The 20,864-nt window shown below is 28.8% G+C and carries 25 protein-coding genes; 1 reads left to right on the forward strand and 24 read right to left on the reverse strand.

Annotated elements, in window-relative coordinates; genetic code table 11:
- Positions 1–62: 62 nt before the first annotated feature.
- The 13 genes from nifT to nifH all read right to left on the reverse strand — a co-directional run bounded on the left by nifT (position 63) and on the right by nifH (position 11,984).
- Positions 63–272, reverse strand: a complete 210-nt coding sequence (gene nifT / locus AELL_RS00065; protein WP_118915976.1) for a putative nitrogen fixation protein NifT — start codon at positions 270–272, stop codon at positions 63–65.
- A gap of 3 nt (positions 273–275) precedes the next feature.
- Entirely contained in the window at positions 276–1,922 is a 1,647-nt protein-coding gene (locus AELL_RS00070; protein ID WP_118915977.1) for an L-aspartate oxidase, read from the reverse strand.
- Positions 1,923–3,029 carry an aldo/keto reductase gene (locus AELL_RS00075; protein WP_118915978.1) on the reverse strand — a complete coding sequence of 369 codons (1,107 nt, stop codon included), beginning with the start codon at positions 3,027–3,029 and terminating at the stop codon, positions 1,923–1,925.
- Between the two features lie 134 nt (positions 3,030–3,163).
- Positions 3,164–4,009: a ModD protein gene (gene modD / locus AELL_RS00080; protein ID WP_118915979.1), complete on the reverse strand. Its 846-nt coding sequence runs from the start codon at positions 4,007–4,009 to the stop codon at positions 3,164–3,166.
- A 10-nt stretch (positions 4,010–4,019) separates the two neighbouring features.
- Positions 4,020–4,874, reverse strand: a complete 855-nt coding sequence (locus tag AELL_RS00085; protein WP_118915980.1) for an ABC transporter ATP-binding protein — start codon at positions 4,872–4,874, stop codon at positions 4,020–4,022.
- On the reverse strand, positions 4,871–5,569 hold the full coding sequence (gene modB / locus AELL_RS00090) for a molybdate ABC transporter permease subunit (protein WP_118915981.1): 699 nt from the start codon (positions 5,567–5,569) through the stop codon (positions 4,871–4,873). Before modB ends, AELL_RS00085 begins: the two co-directional genes overlap by 4 nt.
- Positions 5,562–5,963, reverse strand: a complete 402-nt coding sequence (locus AELL_RS00095; protein ID WP_118915982.1) for a TOBE domain-containing protein — start codon at positions 5,961–5,963, stop codon at positions 5,562–5,564. Before AELL_RS00095 ends, modB begins: the two co-directional genes overlap by 8 nt.
- The gene (modA, locus tag AELL_RS00100; RefSeq protein WP_118915983.1) at positions 5,960–6,706 is read right to left on the reverse strand and encodes a molybdate ABC transporter substrate-binding protein; all 747 of its coding nucleotides are present in this window, start codon (positions 6,704–6,706) and stop codon (positions 5,960–5,962) included. Before modA ends, AELL_RS00095 begins: the two co-directional genes overlap by 4 nt.
- A gap of 10 nt (positions 6,707–6,716) precedes the next feature.
- The gene (locus AELL_RS00105; RefSeq protein WP_118915984.1) at positions 6,717–7,499 is read right to left on the reverse strand and encodes a TOBE domain-containing protein; all 783 of its coding nucleotides are present in this window, start codon (positions 7,497–7,499) and stop codon (positions 6,717–6,719) included.
- 121 nt (positions 7,500–7,620) lie between these two features.
- Positions 7,621–9,165 carry a nitrogenase molybdenum-iron protein subunit beta gene (nifK, locus tag AELL_RS00110; RefSeq protein ID WP_118915985.1) on the reverse strand — a complete coding sequence of 515 codons (1,545 nt, stop codon included), beginning with the start codon at positions 9,163–9,165 and terminating at the stop codon, positions 7,621–7,623.
- A gap of 10 nt (positions 9,166–9,175) precedes the next feature.
- Complete coding sequence (gene nifD, locus AELL_RS00115; RefSeq protein WP_118915986.1) at positions 9,176–10,633, reverse strand: nitrogenase molybdenum-iron protein alpha chain; 1,458 nt, start codon at positions 10,631–10,633, stop codon at positions 9,176–9,178.
- Positions 10,634–10,666: 33 nt separating this feature from the next.
- Positions 10,667–11,026, reverse strand: coding sequence for a hypothetical protein (locus AELL_RS00120; protein WP_118915987.1), 360 nt, complete (start codon positions 11,024–11,026; stop codon positions 10,667–10,669).
- A gap of 43 nt (positions 11,027–11,069) precedes the next feature.
- Positions 11,070–11,984 carry a nitrogenase iron protein gene (gene nifH, locus AELL_RS00125; RefSeq protein WP_118915988.1) on the reverse strand — a complete coding sequence of 305 codons (915 nt, stop codon included), beginning with the start codon at positions 11,982–11,984 and terminating at the stop codon, positions 11,070–11,072.
- Positions 11,985–12,242: 258 nt separating this feature from the next.
- Here nifH and AELL_RS00130 point away from each other — a divergent pair, with 258 nt between their 5' ends.
- The gene (locus tag AELL_RS00130; RefSeq protein ID WP_118915989.1) at positions 12,243–13,487 is read left to right on the forward strand and encodes an MgtC/SapB family protein; all 1,245 of its coding nucleotides are present in this window, start codon (positions 12,243–12,245) and stop codon (positions 13,485–13,487) included.
- An 8-nt stretch (positions 13,488–13,495) separates the two neighbouring features.
- Here the strand turns inward: AELL_RS00130 and AELL_RS00135 are convergent, their stop codons facing one another.
- From AELL_RS00135 to AELL_RS00185, 11 genes are all read right to left on the reverse strand, one after another.
- Complete coding sequence (locus tag AELL_RS00135; RefSeq protein WP_118915990.1) at positions 13,496–14,914, reverse strand: PAS domain-containing sensor histidine kinase; 1,419 nt, start codon at positions 14,912–14,914, stop codon at positions 13,496–13,498.
- A gap of 68 nt (positions 14,915–14,982) precedes the next feature.
- The gene (locus tag AELL_RS00140) at positions 14,983–16,230 is read right to left on the reverse strand and encodes an RNA polymerase factor sigma-54 (protein ID WP_118915991.1); all 1,248 of its coding nucleotides are present in this window, start codon (positions 16,228–16,230) and stop codon (positions 14,983–14,985) included.
- A gap of 54 nt (positions 16,231–16,284) precedes the next feature.
- Positions 16,285–16,581, reverse strand: a complete 297-nt coding sequence (locus tag AELL_RS00145; RefSeq protein ID WP_118915992.1) for a 2Fe-2S iron-sulfur cluster-binding protein — start codon at positions 16,579–16,581, stop codon at positions 16,285–16,287.
- 10 nt (positions 16,582–16,591) lie between these two features.
- A complete protein-coding gene (locus AELL_RS00150) occupies positions 16,592–16,936 on the reverse strand; it encodes a hypothetical protein (RefSeq protein ID WP_118915993.1) in 345 nt (114 codons plus the stop codon).
- 95 nt (positions 16,937–17,031) lie between these two features.
- Positions 17,032–17,424: a nitrogen fixation protein NifZ gene (locus AELL_RS00155; protein ID WP_192941204.1), complete on the reverse strand. Its 393-nt coding sequence runs from the start codon at positions 17,422–17,424 to the stop codon at positions 17,032–17,034.
- The gene (locus tag AELL_RS00160) at positions 17,414–17,749 is read right to left on the reverse strand and encodes a nitrogenase-stabilizing/protective protein NifW (RefSeq protein WP_118915994.1); all 336 of its coding nucleotides are present in this window, start codon (positions 17,747–17,749) and stop codon (positions 17,414–17,416) included. Before AELL_RS00160 ends, AELL_RS00155 begins: the two co-directional genes overlap by 11 nt.
- Before the next feature lie 11 nt (positions 17,750–17,760).
- On the reverse strand, positions 17,761–18,282 hold the full coding sequence (locus AELL_RS00165) for a flavodoxin (protein WP_118915995.1): 522 nt from the start codon (positions 18,280–18,282) through the stop codon (positions 17,761–17,763).
- Between the two features lie 10 nt (positions 18,283–18,292).
- The gene (locus tag AELL_RS00170; RefSeq protein ID WP_118915996.1) at positions 18,293–18,724 is read right to left on the reverse strand and encodes a NifX-associated nitrogen fixation protein; all 432 of its coding nucleotides are present in this window, start codon (positions 18,722–18,724) and stop codon (positions 18,293–18,295) included.
- Positions 18,724–19,119, reverse strand: a complete 396-nt coding sequence (gene nifX / locus AELL_RS00175; RefSeq protein ID WP_118915997.1) for a nitrogen fixation protein NifX — start codon at positions 19,117–19,119, stop codon at positions 18,724–18,726. Before nifX ends, AELL_RS00170 begins: the two co-directional genes overlap by 1 nt.
- Before the next feature lie 63 nt (positions 19,120–19,182).
- Positions 19,183–20,436, reverse strand: coding sequence for a SagB family peptide dehydrogenase (locus tag AELL_RS00180; RefSeq protein ID WP_118915998.1), 1,254 nt, complete (start codon positions 20,434–20,436; stop codon positions 19,183–19,185).
- The gene (locus tag AELL_RS00185; protein WP_118915999.1) at positions 20,420–20,863 is read right to left on the reverse strand and encodes an ankyrin repeat domain-containing protein; all 444 of its coding nucleotides are present in this window, start codon (positions 20,861–20,863) and stop codon (positions 20,420–20,422) included. Before AELL_RS00185 ends, AELL_RS00180 begins: the two co-directional genes overlap by 17 nt.
- Position 20,864 lies beyond the last annotated feature (1 nt).

The raw sequence follows: 20,864 nt of genomic DNA on the forward strand, positions 1-20,864 counted from the left end.
TCTAATTATAATGAGTTTTTTAGTCAAAAATGAATGACCATTTGTATATAAGATAGACAATTTTAGTCGGCAATTTTTTTACAAACCTCTTCTTTAGGTAGTTTTTTAACTCCTGGTTGAATCCACCATGTTTCACCATTTGATAAAACAGCATTTCCACCCCAATTTTCTTCTGTATCAAACTCTATTTCCACAATAGTCTCTTCCATATCTTTTTTTGGAAAATAAAAAGATACTATTCCATCTACTTCTCTTAACATTACTTTTGCCATTTTTTACTCCTTGTTTATAAATAAATTTTTGATAATTTTTAAAATATCATTCTCCTTGAATGAAATTTTAAAGAAACCTTTTTTTAGCTCTTTAACAACCAAACTTCTATCATACTCTTTTGATTGTTCTGGATAATCTTCCCTAAAATGAGCTCCTCTGCTCTCTTTTCTTTTTAAGGCACTTAGAATTATTGCTTCAGAAATTTCAAGGGCATTTCTCAATTCTAAAATAGCTGTAAGTTCGACATTATTGTTTTTTTCTTTATTTATACAGTGAAGTGTATATGAGATTTGTCTTAAATATTTTATATAGTCAAAAGCTAATGTAAGGCTTAGTTCATTTTTTATAATTCCAACTTTTTCAAAAAGTGTTTTTCCTAAACTTATTCTAATAGCATTAAAGTTTTTAGTTGTATCACCACAGAAGATAAAATCTATCATCTCTATATCTTTTATCACAGTGTTATAATCTATTGGTGAGTATTCATTTTCTTGTGAATATTTTAAAGCTTCCATTCCAGCAAGTTCTCCAAATACACAACCTTCAAGTAAAGAGTTTCCTCCTAGTCGATTTGCTCCATGAACTCCATTTGACGCCATTTCTCCACAAATATATAAACCTTTTAGTTCACATTTTGTCATATTTACATCAACTCCACCCATTGTGTAGTGAGCAACAGGCTTTATTTCAAGTAGTTCTTCGGCTAAATTTATTCCACTTTGATTTAATGCAGCATTGTATAAAGATGGTAGTTTTTGTTGGATTTTTTCAAGTCCAAGATGTCTTAAATCCATAAAAACTTTTTTACCTTCAAGTTGCTCTTTTAAAATAGCCCTTGCAACTTTATCTCTAGTATCAAGTTCATTTACAAATCTATTTCCATCACTATTAACTAAGTAACCACCCTCACCTCGTGCAGCTTCAGTTACTAAATAGTTTGTTTTTACAAAACCAGTTGGATGAAACTGAACAAACTCCATATCTTTTAAATATAATCCAGCTCGTAATGCAACAGCTAATAAATCTCCCGTATAATCAGGGGCATTTGTTGAATATCCTCTATAAATTCCTGCATATCCACCACCTGCTAAAATCACAGCTTTTGATGAATATATCATTACTTGTGAATTATCTTTATTTAAAGATACTACTCCACTTACTCTATCTTGATATTTTGCAAGATTTAAAATATAGTTGTTTGGTAAAAAAGTTATGCCTTTAGTTTTAGCCTTTTTTATAAGAGCCATTGTTATGGCGCTTCCTGTTTTATCTCCAACATAACAAGTTCTATTTGAACTTCCTCCACCAAAAGGTCGTTGAGCTATTGTTCCATCTTCATTTCTATCAAACTCTACACCATATTCAACTAATTTATTTATTATTTTAGAAGCTTGTTTACACATGTAAGTGATAGCTTTTTTATTTCCTAAACCTTTTCCTGAAATCAAAGTATCATTTATATGTTGGTTTATCTCTTTTGTATTGTTTGGGTCAAGTACTGCATTTATTCCACCACTTGCCATTGAAGAGTTAGATTTAAAAACATTTCCTTTTGTGATTAGGGCAACTTTATTGTTTTCATTTTTTGCTTCAATTGCAGCCATTAATCCTGCAATTCCACCTCCAACTACTATTACATCATAAATCATTTATACTCGATACATTAAATCATATTTAGCTCTTGATGTTGCAGGAACCTTTGTGATTTCTAAATTCTTTTTGATATGTACTGGAACTTTTGAGGCAAAAAGTGATGAAATTAATCCAGGAGTTGAACGAACAAATTGAAGTGCTAGTTGAATATCATTTTCTAAAACCATTTTTGAATCAAGTAAGTAACCAACTTGGGCATTAAATGATTTTTTAAATAGATTCATTTGTAAAAGAGAAGAACTTGAAATTACTCCAATTTTTAATCTATGAGCAGCTTGAAGTAAAGTACACTCTTCACCTTTTACAGTTTGTGTTGGCATTGTATAAATTGAAGTTTTTGCCATGTTAAAAGGTGTTTGAATATATTTAAAGTTGTGATTAACTCCTCCAACTTTTATAGCTATTTCAACTAAATCTTCTAAATTGATATGTTCATTTGTACTTTTATCGATAAAACCATTCCAAACAGCAACACCATAAGATTTTATCATTCCTTTAGTTACCATTTTTTCAAATCTTTTAAAGATTGTTTCGATTTTTTTTAACCAATTTTTATAACCAAGTTTACTTATTTGTATTTCGGGATTATGTAAAAAATAGATATCAAGTGTTTTTACACCAAGATTTTCTAAAGATTTTTGACATGACCACTCTAAATAATCAGGTGTCATACAGTGTTGGTCAAGTTCTATATCTTCTAGTTTTGCCAATGAAGTATTAATAATATTTTCTTCAATCCAAGTATAAGGATTTTGTGGAAATGGATAATCAAGCTGAATAAATCCACCTTTTGAACATATTATTAATTCTTCTCTTTTTGTATCACCCTCTTCAAATAGTTCTTTTAAAGCAACACCAATCTCTTTTTCACTTTGTCCATATCTATAGTTACTTGCTGTATCTATAAGATTAATACCACTTTTAATAGCTTCTTTTACACCAGCTATATAGTGAAATAGATAGTTTTCTTCTTTATAAGGTTCTTTATTAAAAGTACCTAGTCCTAGTTTTGAAAATATCAAATTATTGTGTTTTACATAGAAATCTTTATAATGAGCAAATTTTTTTGCAAAATTGTAAGTATCATCAAATGTAGCAATCATAATCGTAACTCTTCTTCATATATATAATAACACTTCTTTTTAACTAAGATGAGAGAAGAAAATTTCTTCTCTCAATTCTAAGTTTAAAGGGTGTATTTACTTATATGCAATAAGTGTTCCATTATAAAAATGATTTAATTTAATTCTAATCTACTACTAATATTCGCCATTCCGCAGTTATAAACAGAGCTTGTAACCACTCCATCGATTTTATATGAAGCATATTTTTCTATATTTGTTAGGTTTATTCCACCTGCTACTAAGATTTTTACAAATGGATAGTTTTCATTTTTATACTCTATAATTTTTTCTAACTCTTCAAAATCTATTTTATCAAGTTGAATTACATCAACCCCTATTTTCATTAGATTTATACTATCTTGTAAATTATTACTTTCGACATTTAGTTTTTTTTCTGGGATTTTTCTTTTTATTCTTTTTAAATCTTCGTAAAACTCGTCACTTTTTTTATATAAAATTCTATGTCCATCAAAAAATAAAATAGTTTCAGATAGATTCAGTCTATGAGGCATTGCCCCTCCACAAATAGCTGCTTTTATACAGAATCTTTTTGAAAAAGGAAAAGTTTTTCTAGTAGTTAGAAGTTCACAATCTGGATTTTTTTCTTTTAGTTTTTTATTCATTTCATAAGAATAAGTGCTTATTTTACAACTATATTCTAAAAGTATTTGGGTTAATCTCCAAGCTTTATGAATATCTTCATAAAGTCCTGAAAACTTTAAAATTGTTGAGCCTTTTTCAAGTTTTGTTTTACTTTTTACAAAAAATTCAACTTTACAATTTAAAAGCTCAGCTATTTTTGCAGCTTCTTCACTACAAGAAACAATAATATCTTCTCTTGTATAAACTTCAATTTGGGCATGTGAATCATGACAATTTTGTAAACTTGTAGTTAAATCAAAATATGGTAAATCATCTTGAATATATTTTTCTAATTCGCTTATTGATAAATTAAACATATTTTTCCTTTTAAAATCCACGTATTATTGGTGTAAATGCTTTTGTGCTCACATTTACTTTTTGCCCTATTTTTAGAGTGGAAACTTCATCTTTTCCAATTACAACTTCTACAAGTTGTTGCCCAATTGAAACAATAGCAACATGAATAACATCTACTTTTACTATATCAAGAAGTTCTCCCTCAAAAGAGAATTTTTGGCTTCCTTTTGTTTTTAATAAAACATCTTTAGGAAGTCCATCATTGATAATTTTCCCTTGATTTAAAACCACAACCCTTGAAGCTAATCTATACATTTCACTTGGGTCGTGACTTACCATAATAGTTGTTGTTTCGAACTCTTTATGTAAAGTTAATATCTCACTTTGAAGTTTTGTTCTCATATTTGGGTCTAGGGCAGATAGTGGTTCATCCATCAATAAAAGTTTTGGTCTATTCATTAGTGCACGACATAAACTAACTCTTTGTTTTTGACCACCACTCAAAGTAGAAGGAAAACGATTTTTTAACTCTTCCATTTCTGTCATTTGAAGAAGTTTATTGGCTAACTCTTTATCTTTTTTTACATATAAAAGATTTTCCATTACTGAAAAGTTTGGGAAAAGTGCATAATCTTGGAAAACAAAACCTATCTCTCTTTTTTGTGGTGCTAAACAAAACTTATTATCAAGCCAAGTCTCATTATCTATTTTTAGCGTTCCATTGGAACTTTCAAGACCTGCAAGAATTCGTAAAAGTGTAGTTTTCCCACTTCCACTAAGTCCAGAAAGTGCTATAAATTCACCTTTATTTATCTTTAAACTAACATCTAAATTCATTTCTCCATTTGAACCATGAAGCAATTTATTTATATTTATCTCTATCATCTATCTAAACCTGTTAATTTTTTTTGTTTTCCATTAAAAATATATACACCAAGAAGCGTTAAGAAACTTAAAATTACCATTATTACACTGTAAATATGTGCATTTGTATAATCCATAATTTCAACAAATTCATAAATAGCAACTGAAGCCACTTTTGTCTCTCCTGGAATACTTCCTCCCACCATTAAAACAACACCAAACTCTCCTACAGTATGGGCGAAAGTTACTATAATTGCAGTTATTAGTGATGGTTTCATATTTGGTAAAGCTATTCTAAAAAGTGTTTGGATTTTACTTTTTCCACTAATATAACTAGCTTCAAGCATATTTTTATTTAGGCTTTCCAATCCACTTTGCATAGGTTGTACCATAAATGGCAAACTATAAAAACAACTTGCTATTACAAGTCCATAAAAATTGAACACCAATTTTATTCCAAAATTTTCTTCAAAAAAGATACCAATTGGCGAATTATAAGATAAAGCCCAAAGGATATAAAAACCTAAAACAGATGGAGGTAAAACAAGTGGTAAAGCTGTAATTGCTTCTAAAAAAGGTTTTATTTTTGATTTAGTTTGAGATAAATACCAAGCAAGAGGTAAACTAATAAAAAATAGAATAAAAGTAGTAATTCCTGCAAGTTTAAAGGAGATTAAAAACGGTTCAAATTCAATATCTTTTATTAGTTCAATCATTTAATATCTCCTCAATTGATAAATTGCTAGCTTTTATCAACATAGTTACTTTATCACCTTTTTGTAGATTCATCCTTTTTGATGAATCTACAGTGATAATACTTTCAAAATAGATGTTTTCTATATTTAAAATAACACTACTTAAAAGCTCACCATTTTCAATACTATTTATAGTTGCAACAAGTTGATTTGATAAACTAATTTCTCCAAAAAAATCTTTTGCGATAATTATATTTGAAGGATTAACAGAGAGTTTAACTTTTTTGTCTATTTGAACATCTTTACTTAAATCTAAACTCATCATTTTTAGAGTTTGATTACAAAAAGAGAATTCGACAATATTTAAACTATCAATACTATTTATCTTTTTTATTGTTGCAATAAATTGACTCATTTTACTAAATACCCATATTTAACGAAAATTTCTTTTGCTTTATCACTTAAAATAAAATCATAAAATGCTTTTACTTCTTTATTATCCACAGCATTTTTTAATATTACTATACCTTGGTCAATTGGAGTGTATAATTTAGAATCAACACTTACCCAGTTTACATTCTCTTTATATTTTGCCATTTTTTCATCATACATTGATGATTTTGCAACAAATCCTATATCAGCAGCAGTTGTTGCATAAGTTACAGCTTGAGAAATAGATTCTGCATATACAAACTTATCTTTTGTAACTTCTTCTAAACCTGCATTTTTAATAGCTTCCATTGCTGCTGTTCCATAAGGTGCTGTTTTAGGATTTGCTACGGCAATTTTTGATATTGAATTCTCTTTTACAAGATTTATTCCTTTTGAAAAATCAAGCTCTTTTGAACTCAACATCGCTAAACTTCCTTGAGCATAAATTACGGGTTTTGTAATTGCAAAATTTTCTTCAAATAAAGCTTGAGGAAATTTCATATCTGCAGACATAAAGATATTAAATGGAGCACCATTTTTTATCTGTGCAACGAATTTTCCGCTACTTCCAAGATTGATTTGAACTTGTGTATTTGGATGTGTTTTATTAAACTCTGCCACTAAATCATTTATAGCATAACTCACATTTGCAGCAACAGCAACATTGATTTGACCAGCAAAAATGCTTGAACATAATAATACTAAACTTAAAATTACTTTTTTCATTTTTTTCTCCTTATTTTCCTATCATAATGTCTGAGGCTTTTATTATTGCACTCAAATTTGTACCAGTTTTAAGACCTAAGTTATTTACTGAATTTGTTGTGATTATTGAAGCGATTTTGTCACCATTTCCAATATCCATAATCACTTCTGAATTTATCTCACCTTGAAAAACATTATCAACTACACCTTGAAATTTGTTTCTTGCACTAATATTTAAAGTAATATCAGTTGTAAGTAAAACATTACTTGATTTGAATATTGCAACAACTTCATCTTTTGGTTTTAAGTCAAGATTTTTAACAGCTGTATTTGTAATTACTGAAACAAGTGTGTAACCACTTTTTAGTTTAATAAATACTTCTGCATTTACTTTTCCATGTTCTATTAATTCTACAATCCCACTTATTTGATTTCTTGCACTTAGTTGCATTGATAATCTCCTTATTGCTTTTAAAGTCCCTGTATTTATATCAGTCATTCTATTTAGATTTTCAAGAAACTTTTTTTGTTCTTCTTTTAGTAAGTGATAAGTTTGAAGAAGATTTTCTCCATAAGTTGTTAGTGTTGTTCCTCCACCTCCAACACCACCTGTTTCCCTTTGTACAATTGGACTAATAGATAAATTATTCATAGCTTCTACTGCTTCCCAAGCTGCTTTATAACTCATTGGTACCTCTTTTGCAGCTTTACTAATAGAACCAGTTTTTTGTATTGCCATTAATAAATCGATTCTTTTTTCTAATAAAAAAGGTTGATTAAAAATCTCTAATGTCAAATTTGATGATATTTCCACATAAATCCTTTTGGCTATATTTTAAAGTATATAACGATAACGAAAAAATTTTATCATTATATAACTTAATATATAACGATAAATTAAAAAAAACTAGAAGTAAAAACTTCTAGTTTTAAAATTATCTTACTGAATCGAAGAAATAATCTGTTTCAGCAATATTTTTTGTCTCTTCATCTAAGTGATCTAAAATACTATTTGTAATCCATGTTAGAAGATTGATACCACCTTCATATCCACTAATTGAATATCTGTGTAAGTGATGTCTATCAAAGATAGGGAATCCAATTCTAATTAATGGGATTTTTGTATCTCTATATAATTCTTTTCCGTAAACATTTCCAATCATAAAATCTACAGGTTCTGTAAATAGTAAACTTCTTAAATGCCATAAATCTTTTCCTGCCCAGATATTACACTCTGCTGCTCTTGGAGATTTAGATAAGATTTCTTGCATATCTTCTTCCCAACCTTTTCTTGGCGCATTGTGGCAAAGAATGTGAGTTGGAATTGCTCCCATTTCAACTAAGAATGAAACCATTCCTAATAAGAAGTCAGGATCTCCCCAGATAGCAAATTTTTTACTGTGCATATATGGATATGAATCTTGCATTGCATCTACTAATCTTGCTCTTTGTTGTTTTAACTCTTCAGGTACTTCTTTACCAGTTAATTCAGCAAGTTTCATAACGAATCCATCAGTTCCACTTAAACCAATAGGATTACAAACTTCATATTTTTGTTTCCATTTATTTTTAATTGTTTTAGCTGTTAAAATAGTTGAATATTTTTGTAAGCTAATTGTTGCAGCTGCATTAATTGCAGTTTTAGCATCAGCAATTTTAGTTCCACCAGCATATAGTGTATATTCACCAGCACCAGTATCCCATTGTTCTTCATGGTCACCAATCATAATGATTTTGTCACCAAACATTTTAGAGATTTTTTTAATCTCTTTTAATGAACCTAAATATGGTTCAAATCCAGGGATTATGTTGATTCTCTCTGCATCTACTTCTTTTGTAACACCTTCAGATAATTGCTCTAAAGTTGCTTTCATCATATTATCATAACCAGTAATATGAGATCCAACGAATGATGGAGTATGTGCATGAGGAATTAAAATATTATCTAATTCACCTTCAGCTTCTTCACGTGCTCCAATAATAAATGCATTTAAGTCATCTCCAATAACCTCTGCCATACAAGTAGTAGATACAGCAATCATTTCTGGTTTATATAAAGCATTACAGTTTCTTAAACCATCTTTCATATTTGCTAATCCACCAAATACTGCTGCTGATTCAGACATAGAATCTGAAACACAAGGAGTTGGTTCTTTAAAGTGTCTTGTAAAATATGTTCTAAAATACGCAACACAACCGTGGCTTCCATGAACGTAAGGCATAGTATTTTCAAATCCTAAAGCTACCATAACAGCACCTAAAGGTTGACAAGCTTTAGCTGGATTAACAGTGATTGCTTCTCTAGCTAAATTTTTTTCTCTATAATCCCAAGATTCAGTCCATTTTTGAACTTCAGCAACTCTTTCAGGTGATGTAGCACCAGCCGCACTTTCAAATTGTTTTTTGTTTTTTAAAACTTCTTGATATTCAGGTTTTAAAAATAGTTTTTGTCCATTTACAATGTTTTCAACGTCTTGCATAGCCTTCTCCTTACGCTTCTTTTTCCCATGGAGCTTTTGTGTGGTTCCATACTGGTGAGTTAATTGCTAAATCCATGTCTCTAGCGAAAATTGCGAATGCATCATAACCATGGTATGGTCCTGAATAATCCCAAGAGTGCATTTGTCTAAATGGTAATCCCATTTTTTGGAATACATATTTCTCTTTTACTCCAGCTGCTACTAAGTCTGGTCTTAATTTTTTAACGAAAGCTTCTAATTCATACTCATTTGCATCATCATAAATAAGTGTTGATCTTTCGATTTCGTCTTTAGTTCTTTTATAATCATCACCGTGAGCAAACTCATAACCAGTTCCAATTACTTCCATTCCTAAATCTTCATAAGCTCCAATAACGTGTCTTGGTCTTAATCCACCAACATAAAGCATAACTTTTTTACCTTCTAATAAAGGTCTGTATTTTGCAATAACAGCATCAGTCATAGCCGTATATTTAGCGATAACAGCTTCAGTTTTTTCTTGAATTGATTCATCAAAGAATGAAGCAATTTTTCTTAAAGACTCAGTTGTTTTACTTGGTCCAAAGAAGTTATATTCCATCCAAGGAATGTTGAATTCTTGTTCCATATGTCTTGCGATATAGTTCATTGATCTATAGCAATGTAATAAATTTAATTTTGCTTTAGGTGCAATTGCTAACTCTTTATAAGTAGCATCTCCAGACCATTGAGCAATAACCCTTAATCCCATTTCTTCTAATATAATTCTTGTTGACCAAGCATCTCCACCGATGTTATAATCTCCAATAATTGATACATCATAAGGAGTTGATTCGAAATCTTTTTTATAAGAGTTATCAGGCATGATATAATCTCTAATCATATCGTTTGCAATGTGGTGACCAAGTGATTGAGAAACCCCTCTAAATCCTTCACATGAAACAGCTATAGTTTGAGTTCCTGACTCTTTTTTATAAACTTTTGCAACTGCATGAATATCATCTCCAATTAATCCAATCGGACACTCAGATTGAATTGAAATACCATTATTTAATGGAAATAATTCATCAATTTCAGCTAGTGCTTTTTTAAGTTTTTTATCTCCACCAAATACGATATCTTTCTCATTAAAATCTGTAGAGAAGTTCATTGTAACAAATGTATCAATACCAGTTGTTCCAATATAATAATTTCTTCTACCACCTCTTGAGTATTGTCCACACCCAATTGGTCCATGAGAGATATGAATCATATCTTTAATTGGTCCCCAAACAACCCCTTTAGAACCTGCATATGCACAACCTCTTTGTGACATAACACCTGGAACGGTTTGTTTATTACTTTTTGTTGTATCACAAGAACCTTTTGAAGTTTCTGGTGAATCAATACCTAAATGTTTTGCTCTACTTTTTTTTACTTTCTCAGGATATGATTCAAGTACTTCAGCAAGAGCTTCTTTTTGTAGACTTTCTAATGTTTCTGGTCCCATAGTTTTCTCCTCTTTATATAAGAGTTAAGTAGCTTACGCTACTTTTACTCTGTATAGATTCATATCATCTAATTTTTTACAAATATCTTTAGTTGAATCACCATCTACGCTTTTTGAAATTTCAGAAATTTGGTATTTATTTGTGTAATAAATCATTTTGAAATCATCTTTAGGTGCACATTCTGTGTTTGTATAATAATCAACTAAAGCTGTGTGTAAAAAAGTACCAGCTGGCACAGAAAGTTCTTCTAATTTAACACCTTCTCTTGTTTCACTTGTTAAAGTTACAGTTTTCCCTGTAGCATCAATACCTTCTTGAACTTTTTCGATAACTTTCTCAAAACTAACGTTATTTCCTTCACTTGCTGGGAAGTGGTATCCACATATAAACATGATTTTCTCCTTACTACTATTTTTTATTTATTTTTTAATTTAATTAAGCTTCTTCAGCTTTTTTACCGATATTATCTAAATCAGCTTCTTCTTCTAAACCGAATTCCATTAATAGGTTTTCTAAATCATCCATTTCTAATGGAGTTGGGATAACTTTTAAATCATTAGCAATGATTTTTCTTGCTAATTCTTTGTATTCCATAGCTTGGTCAGATGATGGAGCGAACTCAACAACTGTCATTCTTCTTAACTCAGCTCTTTGAACGTGGTTAGATCTTGGAACGAAGTGAATCATTTGAGTACCAATTTGCATTGCTAAGTGTTTAGCTAAATCGTACTCTTTATCTGTCATCCTAGCGTTACAAATTAATCCAGCAAGTCTTACCCCACCAGTATTTGCATATTTTAAAATACCTTTAGAAATGTTGTTAGCTGCATACATAGCCATCATTTCTCCAGACATTACGATGTAGATTTCTTGTGCTTTACCTTCTCTAATTGGCATAGCAAATCCACCACATACAACGTCTCCAAGAACGTCATAAGAAACGAAATCTAATTCGTCATCATAAGCACCCTCTTCTTCTAAGAAATTGATTGCTGTGATAACTCCTCTACCTGCACATCCAACACCTGGCTCTGGTCCACCTGACTCAGTACAATTGATATAACCTTCAGTTATTTCATTGTTATCGTAGTGGAATTCACCAGCACCTGGTTTACATACATCTTCTAATTCTAAATCTTCAACTGTTCCAGCTTCAGAAGCTAATTGCATAATTGTAGATTGAGCTTTTTCATGTAAAATTAATCTTGTTGAATCCGCTTTTGGGTCACATCCAACGATTAATATTTTTTGACCATAATAGTGACACATAGCTGCTAATGTGTTTTGAGATGTAGTAGATTTACCAATCCCACCTTTTCCGTAAAACGCGATTTGTCTTAATGCTGACATTTTATCTCCTTTGATTGTTATGTTTACGAAAATCATTATTGCATCTAGTGTTCCACAGAAAAAAATTTCTTGAAAATTTTTAAATTTTTTTCAAAAAACCCTTAAAATAGGGATTATATTTATGAAATAAATTTTGTAATTTATTTTTAGGAGAATTTTTATCCGATTTTAATTGGAGATATTTTGAAAATTTTTGAAGCAAATATAGTTTCAAAAATGTATAATTTGTTATATGGATTAAAAAAGGATTAACAAAATATGATAATAGATTCACTTTTCACTCATCTACTTTTTACAATTTTGTTTAGTTTTTTAATTGGATTAGAACTAAGAGCTTATAAATTAAAATTTCATTCAGAAGATATACTCTTTTTTGGGACAGCTAGAACTTTCACTTTTGTTGGAATATTAGGATTTATTTTATACAAAATTGAACCAGTTAATTTTTCCGTTTATATTGTGGGTTTTCTTGGAATTACATTTTTGTTTTCCCTTTTTTATAAAAAGTTATTGGAAGAAAAAGAACATAGTATAGTTTTATATTTGGTTTTATTGATTGTTTATAGTTTTGGACCTTTGTCAAATCTTTTTCCTTTATGGCTTACCTCTTTAGTTTTTGTTTTAACAATCTTTTTATTAAATGCGAAGAAAAAGATTTTAAATTTTAATATGCAAATAAATATCTACGAATTTGAAACTTTAGGAAAAATGGTTTTACTTTCAGCTGTTGTTTTACCACTTTTACCCGAAGAAAAAATAATCCCTTATTTAGGAATTTCCCTTTATAAAATTTGGTTAACTGTTGTTGTAATTTCAGGAATTTCATATGCTGGTTATTTAGTTCAAAAATATCTTTTCCCTTCAAAAGGAATTTTTTTAACTGGATTAATTGGAGGAACTTACTCTTCAACAGCAACAACTGTTGTTTTATCAAAAAAGGCACAAACTCTTGAACTAAATCACATAATTACAGCTTCAATAATTGCTGCAACAACAATGATGTATATAAGAATTCTTATAATTTCATATATTTTCAATTTTGAAGTAGCAAAAACAATTTTGTTTCCTTTTGTTTTTTTTATCTTTTTGACAATAATTGTTACATATATTTATTATAAAAAAGCATCTACAACTACAAATAATATAACAATAAAAGATACAAATCCACTAGAATTGGGAACAGCATTTATTTTTGCAATTTTGTTTATTATGACAATGTTAGTTACAAATTATGTAATTGAAAATTTTGGTACAAATGGACTAAGATTTTTATCTTCAATTATTGGATTTGCAGATATTGACCCTTTTATTTTGTCTTTATTAACAGGTAAATATTCTATTGAACCAGTTCAAATAGCTTCAGCAATTATAATAGCTTCTGGAAGTAATAATATTTTAAAAGCAATTTATACTTTATGGTTTGGAAAAGATAAGACTTTTTCAAGTTTTATTTTATTGATGATTTTAGGAATTTTAACTATTTTAGTAGGATTTTTTTTATAAATCCTACTTTAAAAAGTTATAGCTACACATAAGCCTTTATATTTTTTATTGTTAAAAATTATTTGACAATTATCAATTGATAGTGAATATTTGTGCATTTCTACGATTATTTTATAGGTGTTTGTTAATCCTAAACCTGTGCCTTGACTTTGATGTTTAGTTGTAAAATATGGTTCAAATATTTTTCGTAATATCTTTTCATCTATTCCACCAGCATTATCTTCAATTTTTAATCTAAGATGACTATTAATATCTTCTGTTTTTATAGTGATAATTCTATTATCAATTTTGTTTTCAATAAATGCTTCAATTGAATTATTTAAAATATTTTTAATTGCTTCAGCGAATCTAAATTTATCTATAAATACTTTATTATCAATTTTATAGTCAGTTACAATAGTTATTTGATTTTTATTTATAACTTTTTTCATATCATGCAAAATTTCATTTACTAATTGACAAATACTATAAGATTTTTCAAGATTCTCAAAAGCCATATCATCAAAATTATTGATTATATTTGATAGATAATTTGTTATTTCTACAATTTTGTTCATATCTTGGTCTAAGTTTGAAACATCATATAAATTTAATTCATTTTGTAATTTTACTCCACTTGCAATAATTGAAATTGTACTTAGTGGTTGTTTCCATTGATGTGAAATATTTTGAATTAATTCATTTAAAGATTTGAATTTTTTTTCTAATTCGATAAGTTTTAAATGAGTAAAGTTTTTGATAATTAATAAAATCTCTTTTTGATTTGGCATTAAATTCATTGTGATATAAATAATCATTGATTTTTCATATTTTGTAATAAATGTAGTTTCAAAGTTTTCTATATATTTCTTTTTAATTACTTGAGTTATTAACTCTTTGATTTTTTCTTTATTCTCTTTTGAAAATAGTTCTAACGCTGAAATGTTCATAAGTTCTTTGTAGCTATATTCACTCAATTGTTTAAAAGAGTCATTAAATTTTATAAAATTTCCATCTAAATCAATAGTTGCAATTCCATCTTTTGAGCTATAAAATATCGTTTCAAACTCTTGTTCGATTTTTTGTTCTTTTCCCAAATTAATTACTGTTATATATAATAATGGAGATTCGGGAACTAACTCAATTTTTTTACTTTTGATTAAAACATCTAGTGGATTTCCCTCTTTTGTTTTATGTTTTGTTTTAAATTTATCCCAACCCTTTTCCAAAATGTTTTTTTGTCTTTTTTCCATCTCTTCAGGAGTTATAAATTCTAAAGTCAAATCTTTTGGAGTAATCTCTTTAAACTCTTCTTTTGTGTAGTTATATAATTCTAAAGCTTTTTGATTAGATAAGATAAATTTTTGTGTCTTTAAATCAAGAACTAAAATTGCATCAAGAGATTCATTAAATAATGTTGATAACAAATTATGATATTGATTATCCATGAAACTCCTTTTTTTATAATCGTTATTATAAACTAATTCTATAAAAAGTGTGTCACGTGAAACTTTTTTTATAAATTTTCTACCTTGTAGAGTTTCTTTCGTTCTTTAGAAGATGGAATATCTAATATTTTTCTATATTTAGTAATAGTTCTTCTAACCATTTTTAGACCAAATTTTTCTTCAATAAATTCTAAGATAGTTTCATCAGTTAAAGGTTCATCTTTATTTTCATAATCAACCAAACTTTTTATATAACTTTTTATTTGAGATGATGATAAATCTTTATCAACAGCATTTGTAAAAAAGAATTTTAAAGGAAAAGTTCCTAAGTTACACTCAATATATTTGTTTGAAACAGCTCTACTAATTGTAGATTCTGCAAAACCTAACTCTGTTGCAATCTCTTGCATAGAAAAAGGTTTTAACTCTCCTCCTACAAAAAATGAGATTTGTTTTTCTACGATAATTAAAACAATTTTATATAAAGTTGCTTTTCTAAGATTTAATAGATTCACTAAATCTTTTGCCTCTTTTAGTTTCTCTTTTATATTTTCATTTTTTGTATTAAAAGGATTTTTTACTTTGATATCTGGATAGTATGAGTTATTGATTCTAATATCAATATCCTCATTTATCTCAACAAAAAAATCAGGAATTACTTGAACGTTATCATTTATATAATCAATTGCAGGGGGATTATTAAAATATTTAATAATATCTTTTGCATCATTAAATCTATGATGTGTTGCATATTTATCAATATGAGCTATATCTTTGATAATTTTTTTGGTGAAATTATATAATTCATCATCAATATCTTTATCCATTGAATCCAATTGAAATAAAAACGATTCTTCGATATTAAGTGCACCAACTCCACTTGGTTCTAATCTTGAAAATCTTTGTCGAATTGATTCAACATACTCTTTATATACATTACATGTGTCGGCAATTTTTTCAATATCTCCATCAAAGTAACCATTTTCATCAATATCACACAAAATTTCAAGTGCAACTTTTTTTGAATTTGGTGTAGGAAATAGTGTATCATCTTCTATTTGCTCACTCAATTTATCATTTAATGAATTTGTATAAAATGCAAGTGATTCAATAAACTCACCACTTGTTCCATTTGAGGTAAAATTGTTATAAAACTCTTTTGGTTTTTTTACTTCCAAAAATGGATTTTCATACGATAAATTAGTAAGGTATGATTCTAAATCTTGTATCGAAGTTTGTAGCATTGGAAGCCATAACTTTAACGAAAGGTTTAGATTTTGTTTTTGTGTTGTTGATATAGATAATGTGTTTGCCATGATTTTATTATGCCCAAATTCAAAATGAATTTGGACACTCCTTTAGTATATTTTTTAATACTTAATTCTAATTACACCGTTTGGTTTAACTATTTTCATTTGACAAGAAAGTCTTGCTTTTTCAGTGTTTGTTCCAGCACCAGCTTCAGCAATTACTTTTTTCTCTTTTTCGTTAATTTCAGAAATAAATTCCATACCTTGTTCAATTGAAACTAAACATGTTCCACATTGACCATCTCTACAACCAAATGGTAAAGCTGAACCAGATGCTTCAACTACATCTTGAATTGTACTTCCTGGTTTTACATTGATTGCTAAAAAATCATTTACTATTTCTACTCTTGTTGTCATTTTCTATTCCTTATTTTAATTTGAATGGTTTTACTAAAATATCACCTTTGATTAACATCATTGGTGCAATTCTGATTTTTGGGCTAATTGTGAATTGTTGGCATTGCTCTGCCTCTTTTGAACTAATAGCTCCAAGTTTAACTAAGATGTCTAACTCTTCATCTTCCATATAACTTGTTGGTTCTTCATTACTCAAGTTTTCAACAGAAATTAAACAATTAGAATAGTCACCATCAACTGCGAAAGGAATAGGAATCTTCTTTTCCTTTGCTAACCTAACAATAGGTTCACCTATCTTACCTTCGTACACTCCGTCAGTTTCCATGTCAAAATGCATAAAAATTACTTTTGCCATATTTTCCTCCTACCTTTTTTTAGACTTGTAATAAAACCTTATCAAGCCAAGTGATAAGGTTCTTTAAACCCTTTCATTTGACTTGAGAAGAAATACTATTTTGAGTAGTATTTCTCCCTATGTTTTCTCATAAATTCTAACTCTTCTTGAACTTCATCTCTATAATCTTCCATTGCAAGTAGTTCATGTTCCCTACAACCTACAACTTCAATAAGTGCATTTACATCTAAAAAATGTACTTCATACACTCTAATTACTTGTAAAAATTCCCCAATAGATTTGATATATCCAATTGCCCCTTTTTGAACCATAACTGTTCCAATTGGTGCATGAGGGTAAGTTCCATCATTTTTTACATCTTCAAGAAGTTGTACTTTTTGTCCTATACCAAATTTTGCAACTTCTTCATCTCTTCCTGAACGGTTCGCAGTTACGCTATCATGCAAAAAAGTATTTGCATCTACGATTTGTTTATGATCAACAGCCACAACTTCCTCCTGTAGATGATGAACTAGAACCACAAGAAGAACAACCTTCTAGTTTCCCAGTTTCATACATATTCCAAACTTCAGCTGCACTTGGAGAGTGCCCAGTTTTGTAATCTCCATAAACTCTTAAAAGAGAAAATTTTAAAAATTCTAAAAGTTTATTCTCTTCTGAAATAGAATCTAAACCTTTTTTTATCAAACTTCCATACTCTTTCATCATATGAAATCTTTTTACATTTATTAACTTTTGGTCAAATTCAATACCAAAAAAGTTAAAGAAATCTTCCGTATCTCTTAATTTATAAAATTCTTCTACAGTTCCCATAATTCATCCTTTTATAGGTCTAATTCGCCTTTTAATTGTTCTACCCAATTTTTAATTCTCTCTTTAGTTTTACCTTTTTCATTGTGGTCATCAATAGCTAAACCACATAGTTTTCCATCCATTTCAGCTAAAGAAAACTCATATTTATATTCATCTTTATCCACAAATCCAACAGCAGTTGCTCCTAAATCTGTAAAAGTTTTATATAGTTTCCCTAATGCTGAACAGAATTGTTCTCCATGTTTTACACTATCTCCTGCTCCAAAGAAAGCTACTGTTTTTCCAGATAAATCTGGCTTCTCATCTTGAAGTTCTAGTTGAACATCAACCCAAGAGAAATGAACATCTCCTTGTCCCCAAGTAGAACTTCCTATGAACAAAATGTCATAGTTTTGAAGTTGCTCTAAATCATCATAATCTTCTTCCATATTTATTACGTCATCTTCATCTATTTCAAACTCTTTAGCTAATGCTTTAGCTACTTTCATAGATGTTCCACCAGCTGTTCCACAAAATATTCCCATACTTGACATTTCTCAATCCTTATACGTTTTTATATTTATTGTAAGTTTCTTGTGCGTTATTTAGGTATTTTTCACCCTCTTTTTCTAAATCCTCATAAGTTCTAAATGAGAATCTATGCGCATCTTTGAAGAATTTTTCACAAATAACGATTTTATCTGTGAAAACAACAACTCTTCCAAAACCTTCGTGACTCATCTCCATAACAACAGAACACATAATTCCTGTTAGTTTTTCAAAGGCAAGTGCAACAGCTTGATAGATAAGTCTTATATCTTTGATTTGCATCTCATCAATATCAGCAATAATAGGGATATTTTTTAAATCCTCTTTTGTTTTGATATATTTCTCTTCTATTAAGTCTTTATCACTTTTATTTGCCCAAGTTCCAAATTGGTCTAAGGCTCTAATCTGACCAATTAATGTATCTATAAATAGTTTCTTAGCGTCCATTATGCAGCCTTTTTTTCAATGATTTTTTTAATAAACGGAGGTGGATTTGTATTTAGCATAGTTGTTAGTTTTTTTATTTCTTCTTCAATTGAAACACTCTCCTTATATTTGATAGGAAAGATTCCACTATTTATAATTTTTGCAGCTGCAATTGCTCCAATATTTGTAAAATAAACAATATCTATATCTTTTAAAAGTTCAACAGTTTTATCTGTATCTTTATCTTCAATTTTTATGATTTCGCAAACGTTAGTAAGGTCTTTCCCTATTTCATAAACAGCAAATTGCTTAGCACTTCCAAAATGTGAATCAATATTTTCTAAATCGCTAGTTGCAAAGGCAACTTTTAGATTACCAGTTGAGGGTTCATTTGATTTTATTTTAATGCTTTTCATGTGACATCCTATATTTATATATAAAGAGCTATATGCAATTAGTGTTCCACAACTTTTTTTGTTTTATTTTCCTATTGTAAAAAGATAAAAAATATTGTTTGAAGTCTCTAAAAACTCTTTAGAAAGGTCGTCAAAATAGGCACCTAGACCACTACAAGAGATATTTAGAAGAGTTGAACGAAGATATAAAATTTGTGAAATAAATCCACTTAAGATATATAAATAAAAAATATTTTCACTATTTTTTGAAGTAAAAAAGAGTGTAACTGCACTATCTCCTGAAAGTTTTTGATTTAAACCAAGTTTTGTTGCAATCTCCTTAAAATCGCCCTCTTTTTGAAGTTCTACATTTTTGTAAAGACCTTTTTTCATCTCTTTAATATTGTTATTTATAAAATAAATCTCTATTTCATATTTTTGTGCAAATTCAAAAATATCTTTTGTAATAAACAAAAACTCCTCTTTTGAAATCGGCTCTTTTTTAAAAGCTCTAATTGAACGGCGAGTATCTATCGCTTTTTGTAAATCCTCTTTTTTTATCCCTTTTAAGAACTCTATATTTGAAACAATAGGAAAATCATCTTTTAAAGAATTTTCATAAAACTCTTCGATAAACTTCTCTTTTAACTGGTAATCACAAGCGCATACATTTACTATTTGAGTTCTTAGTTTTTTACACTCCAACTCTTTATGTATTTGAGTAAAAACAGAAGTATAAAAGGCTTCAAAATTATCAAATGAAAAATCTTCATTTAAACTCTTTTTATCAAAATTAAAATTTATATTAAAAGGTAAATTTTCAAGCTCTAAAGCAGCATAAATAGAACCCAAAAGATGACCACTGTCAAGTAAAATATATCTTATAGCTCTTTTTTCATATTTCCAAGCTGAACGAAAATAGGCATTACTTATTAAGAAGATGATTTTTTTTTGAGTTTTATCTTCAAAATAAAATTCAACTCCATCATTACTTAATTCATGGATTAAAGTGAGCCTATTTTCAAGTGCTTCATAGTGATAAATTCCATTTACTAAAGATTTTATTCCACGAAGTTGAATATAAATTTCACTTGGATATAAACCACCAGCACTTGGATTTGCTCTTAAATCTACTTTCACATTTCCATAGGTTTTAGATGCTGTAATTTTCCCAATATTTTTGATAAATTTTAACTCTTCAAATTCATCTAAATCATAAGATAAAAAAAAAGTTGGGAATTTTTTAAAGGCTCTTGGTTGAGTTCTATAATCTATAAAACTAGAGCCTGTTAGATATTTTTTTGCATTAATATCAGTTTTATCATAAAACTTTTGCATTTCTTAATAGTCTTACGATATTAGAAGTAACCGCCAAATCAATTGCTTTAAAACCATCTAAACTTTTTAACTCTTTATTTGCACCATAATCCAAAAGAAGTTCTACAAATCTCTCTTTTCCTGCACTTGCACAATACATCAAGGCAGTTACATTATTTACATTTTGTGAATCTATATCAATTCCTGCTTTTATCAAAGCTTCAAAACACTCATAAGAGTTTGCAAAACATGAGTTCCAAAGTGCAGAATTTCCATCAACATTTTTGATGTTTAAATCAACTCCTAAAGATAAAAGTTCATTTACTAACTCTATTTTTCCTTCACGACAGGCTTTCATAAGAGCAGAGTTTCCATATTTTCCAACACTATTTAAGTTTGTTAAATCATACTCATTCTCTTCTAACCATTTTTTTAATTCACTTGTCATT

Origin of the sequence: Arcobacter ellisii (genome assembly GCF_003544915.1) — a bacterium.
Classification (GTDB): Bacteria; Campylobacterota; Campylobacteria; order Campylobacterales; family Arcobacteraceae; genus Aliarcobacter; species Aliarcobacter ellisii.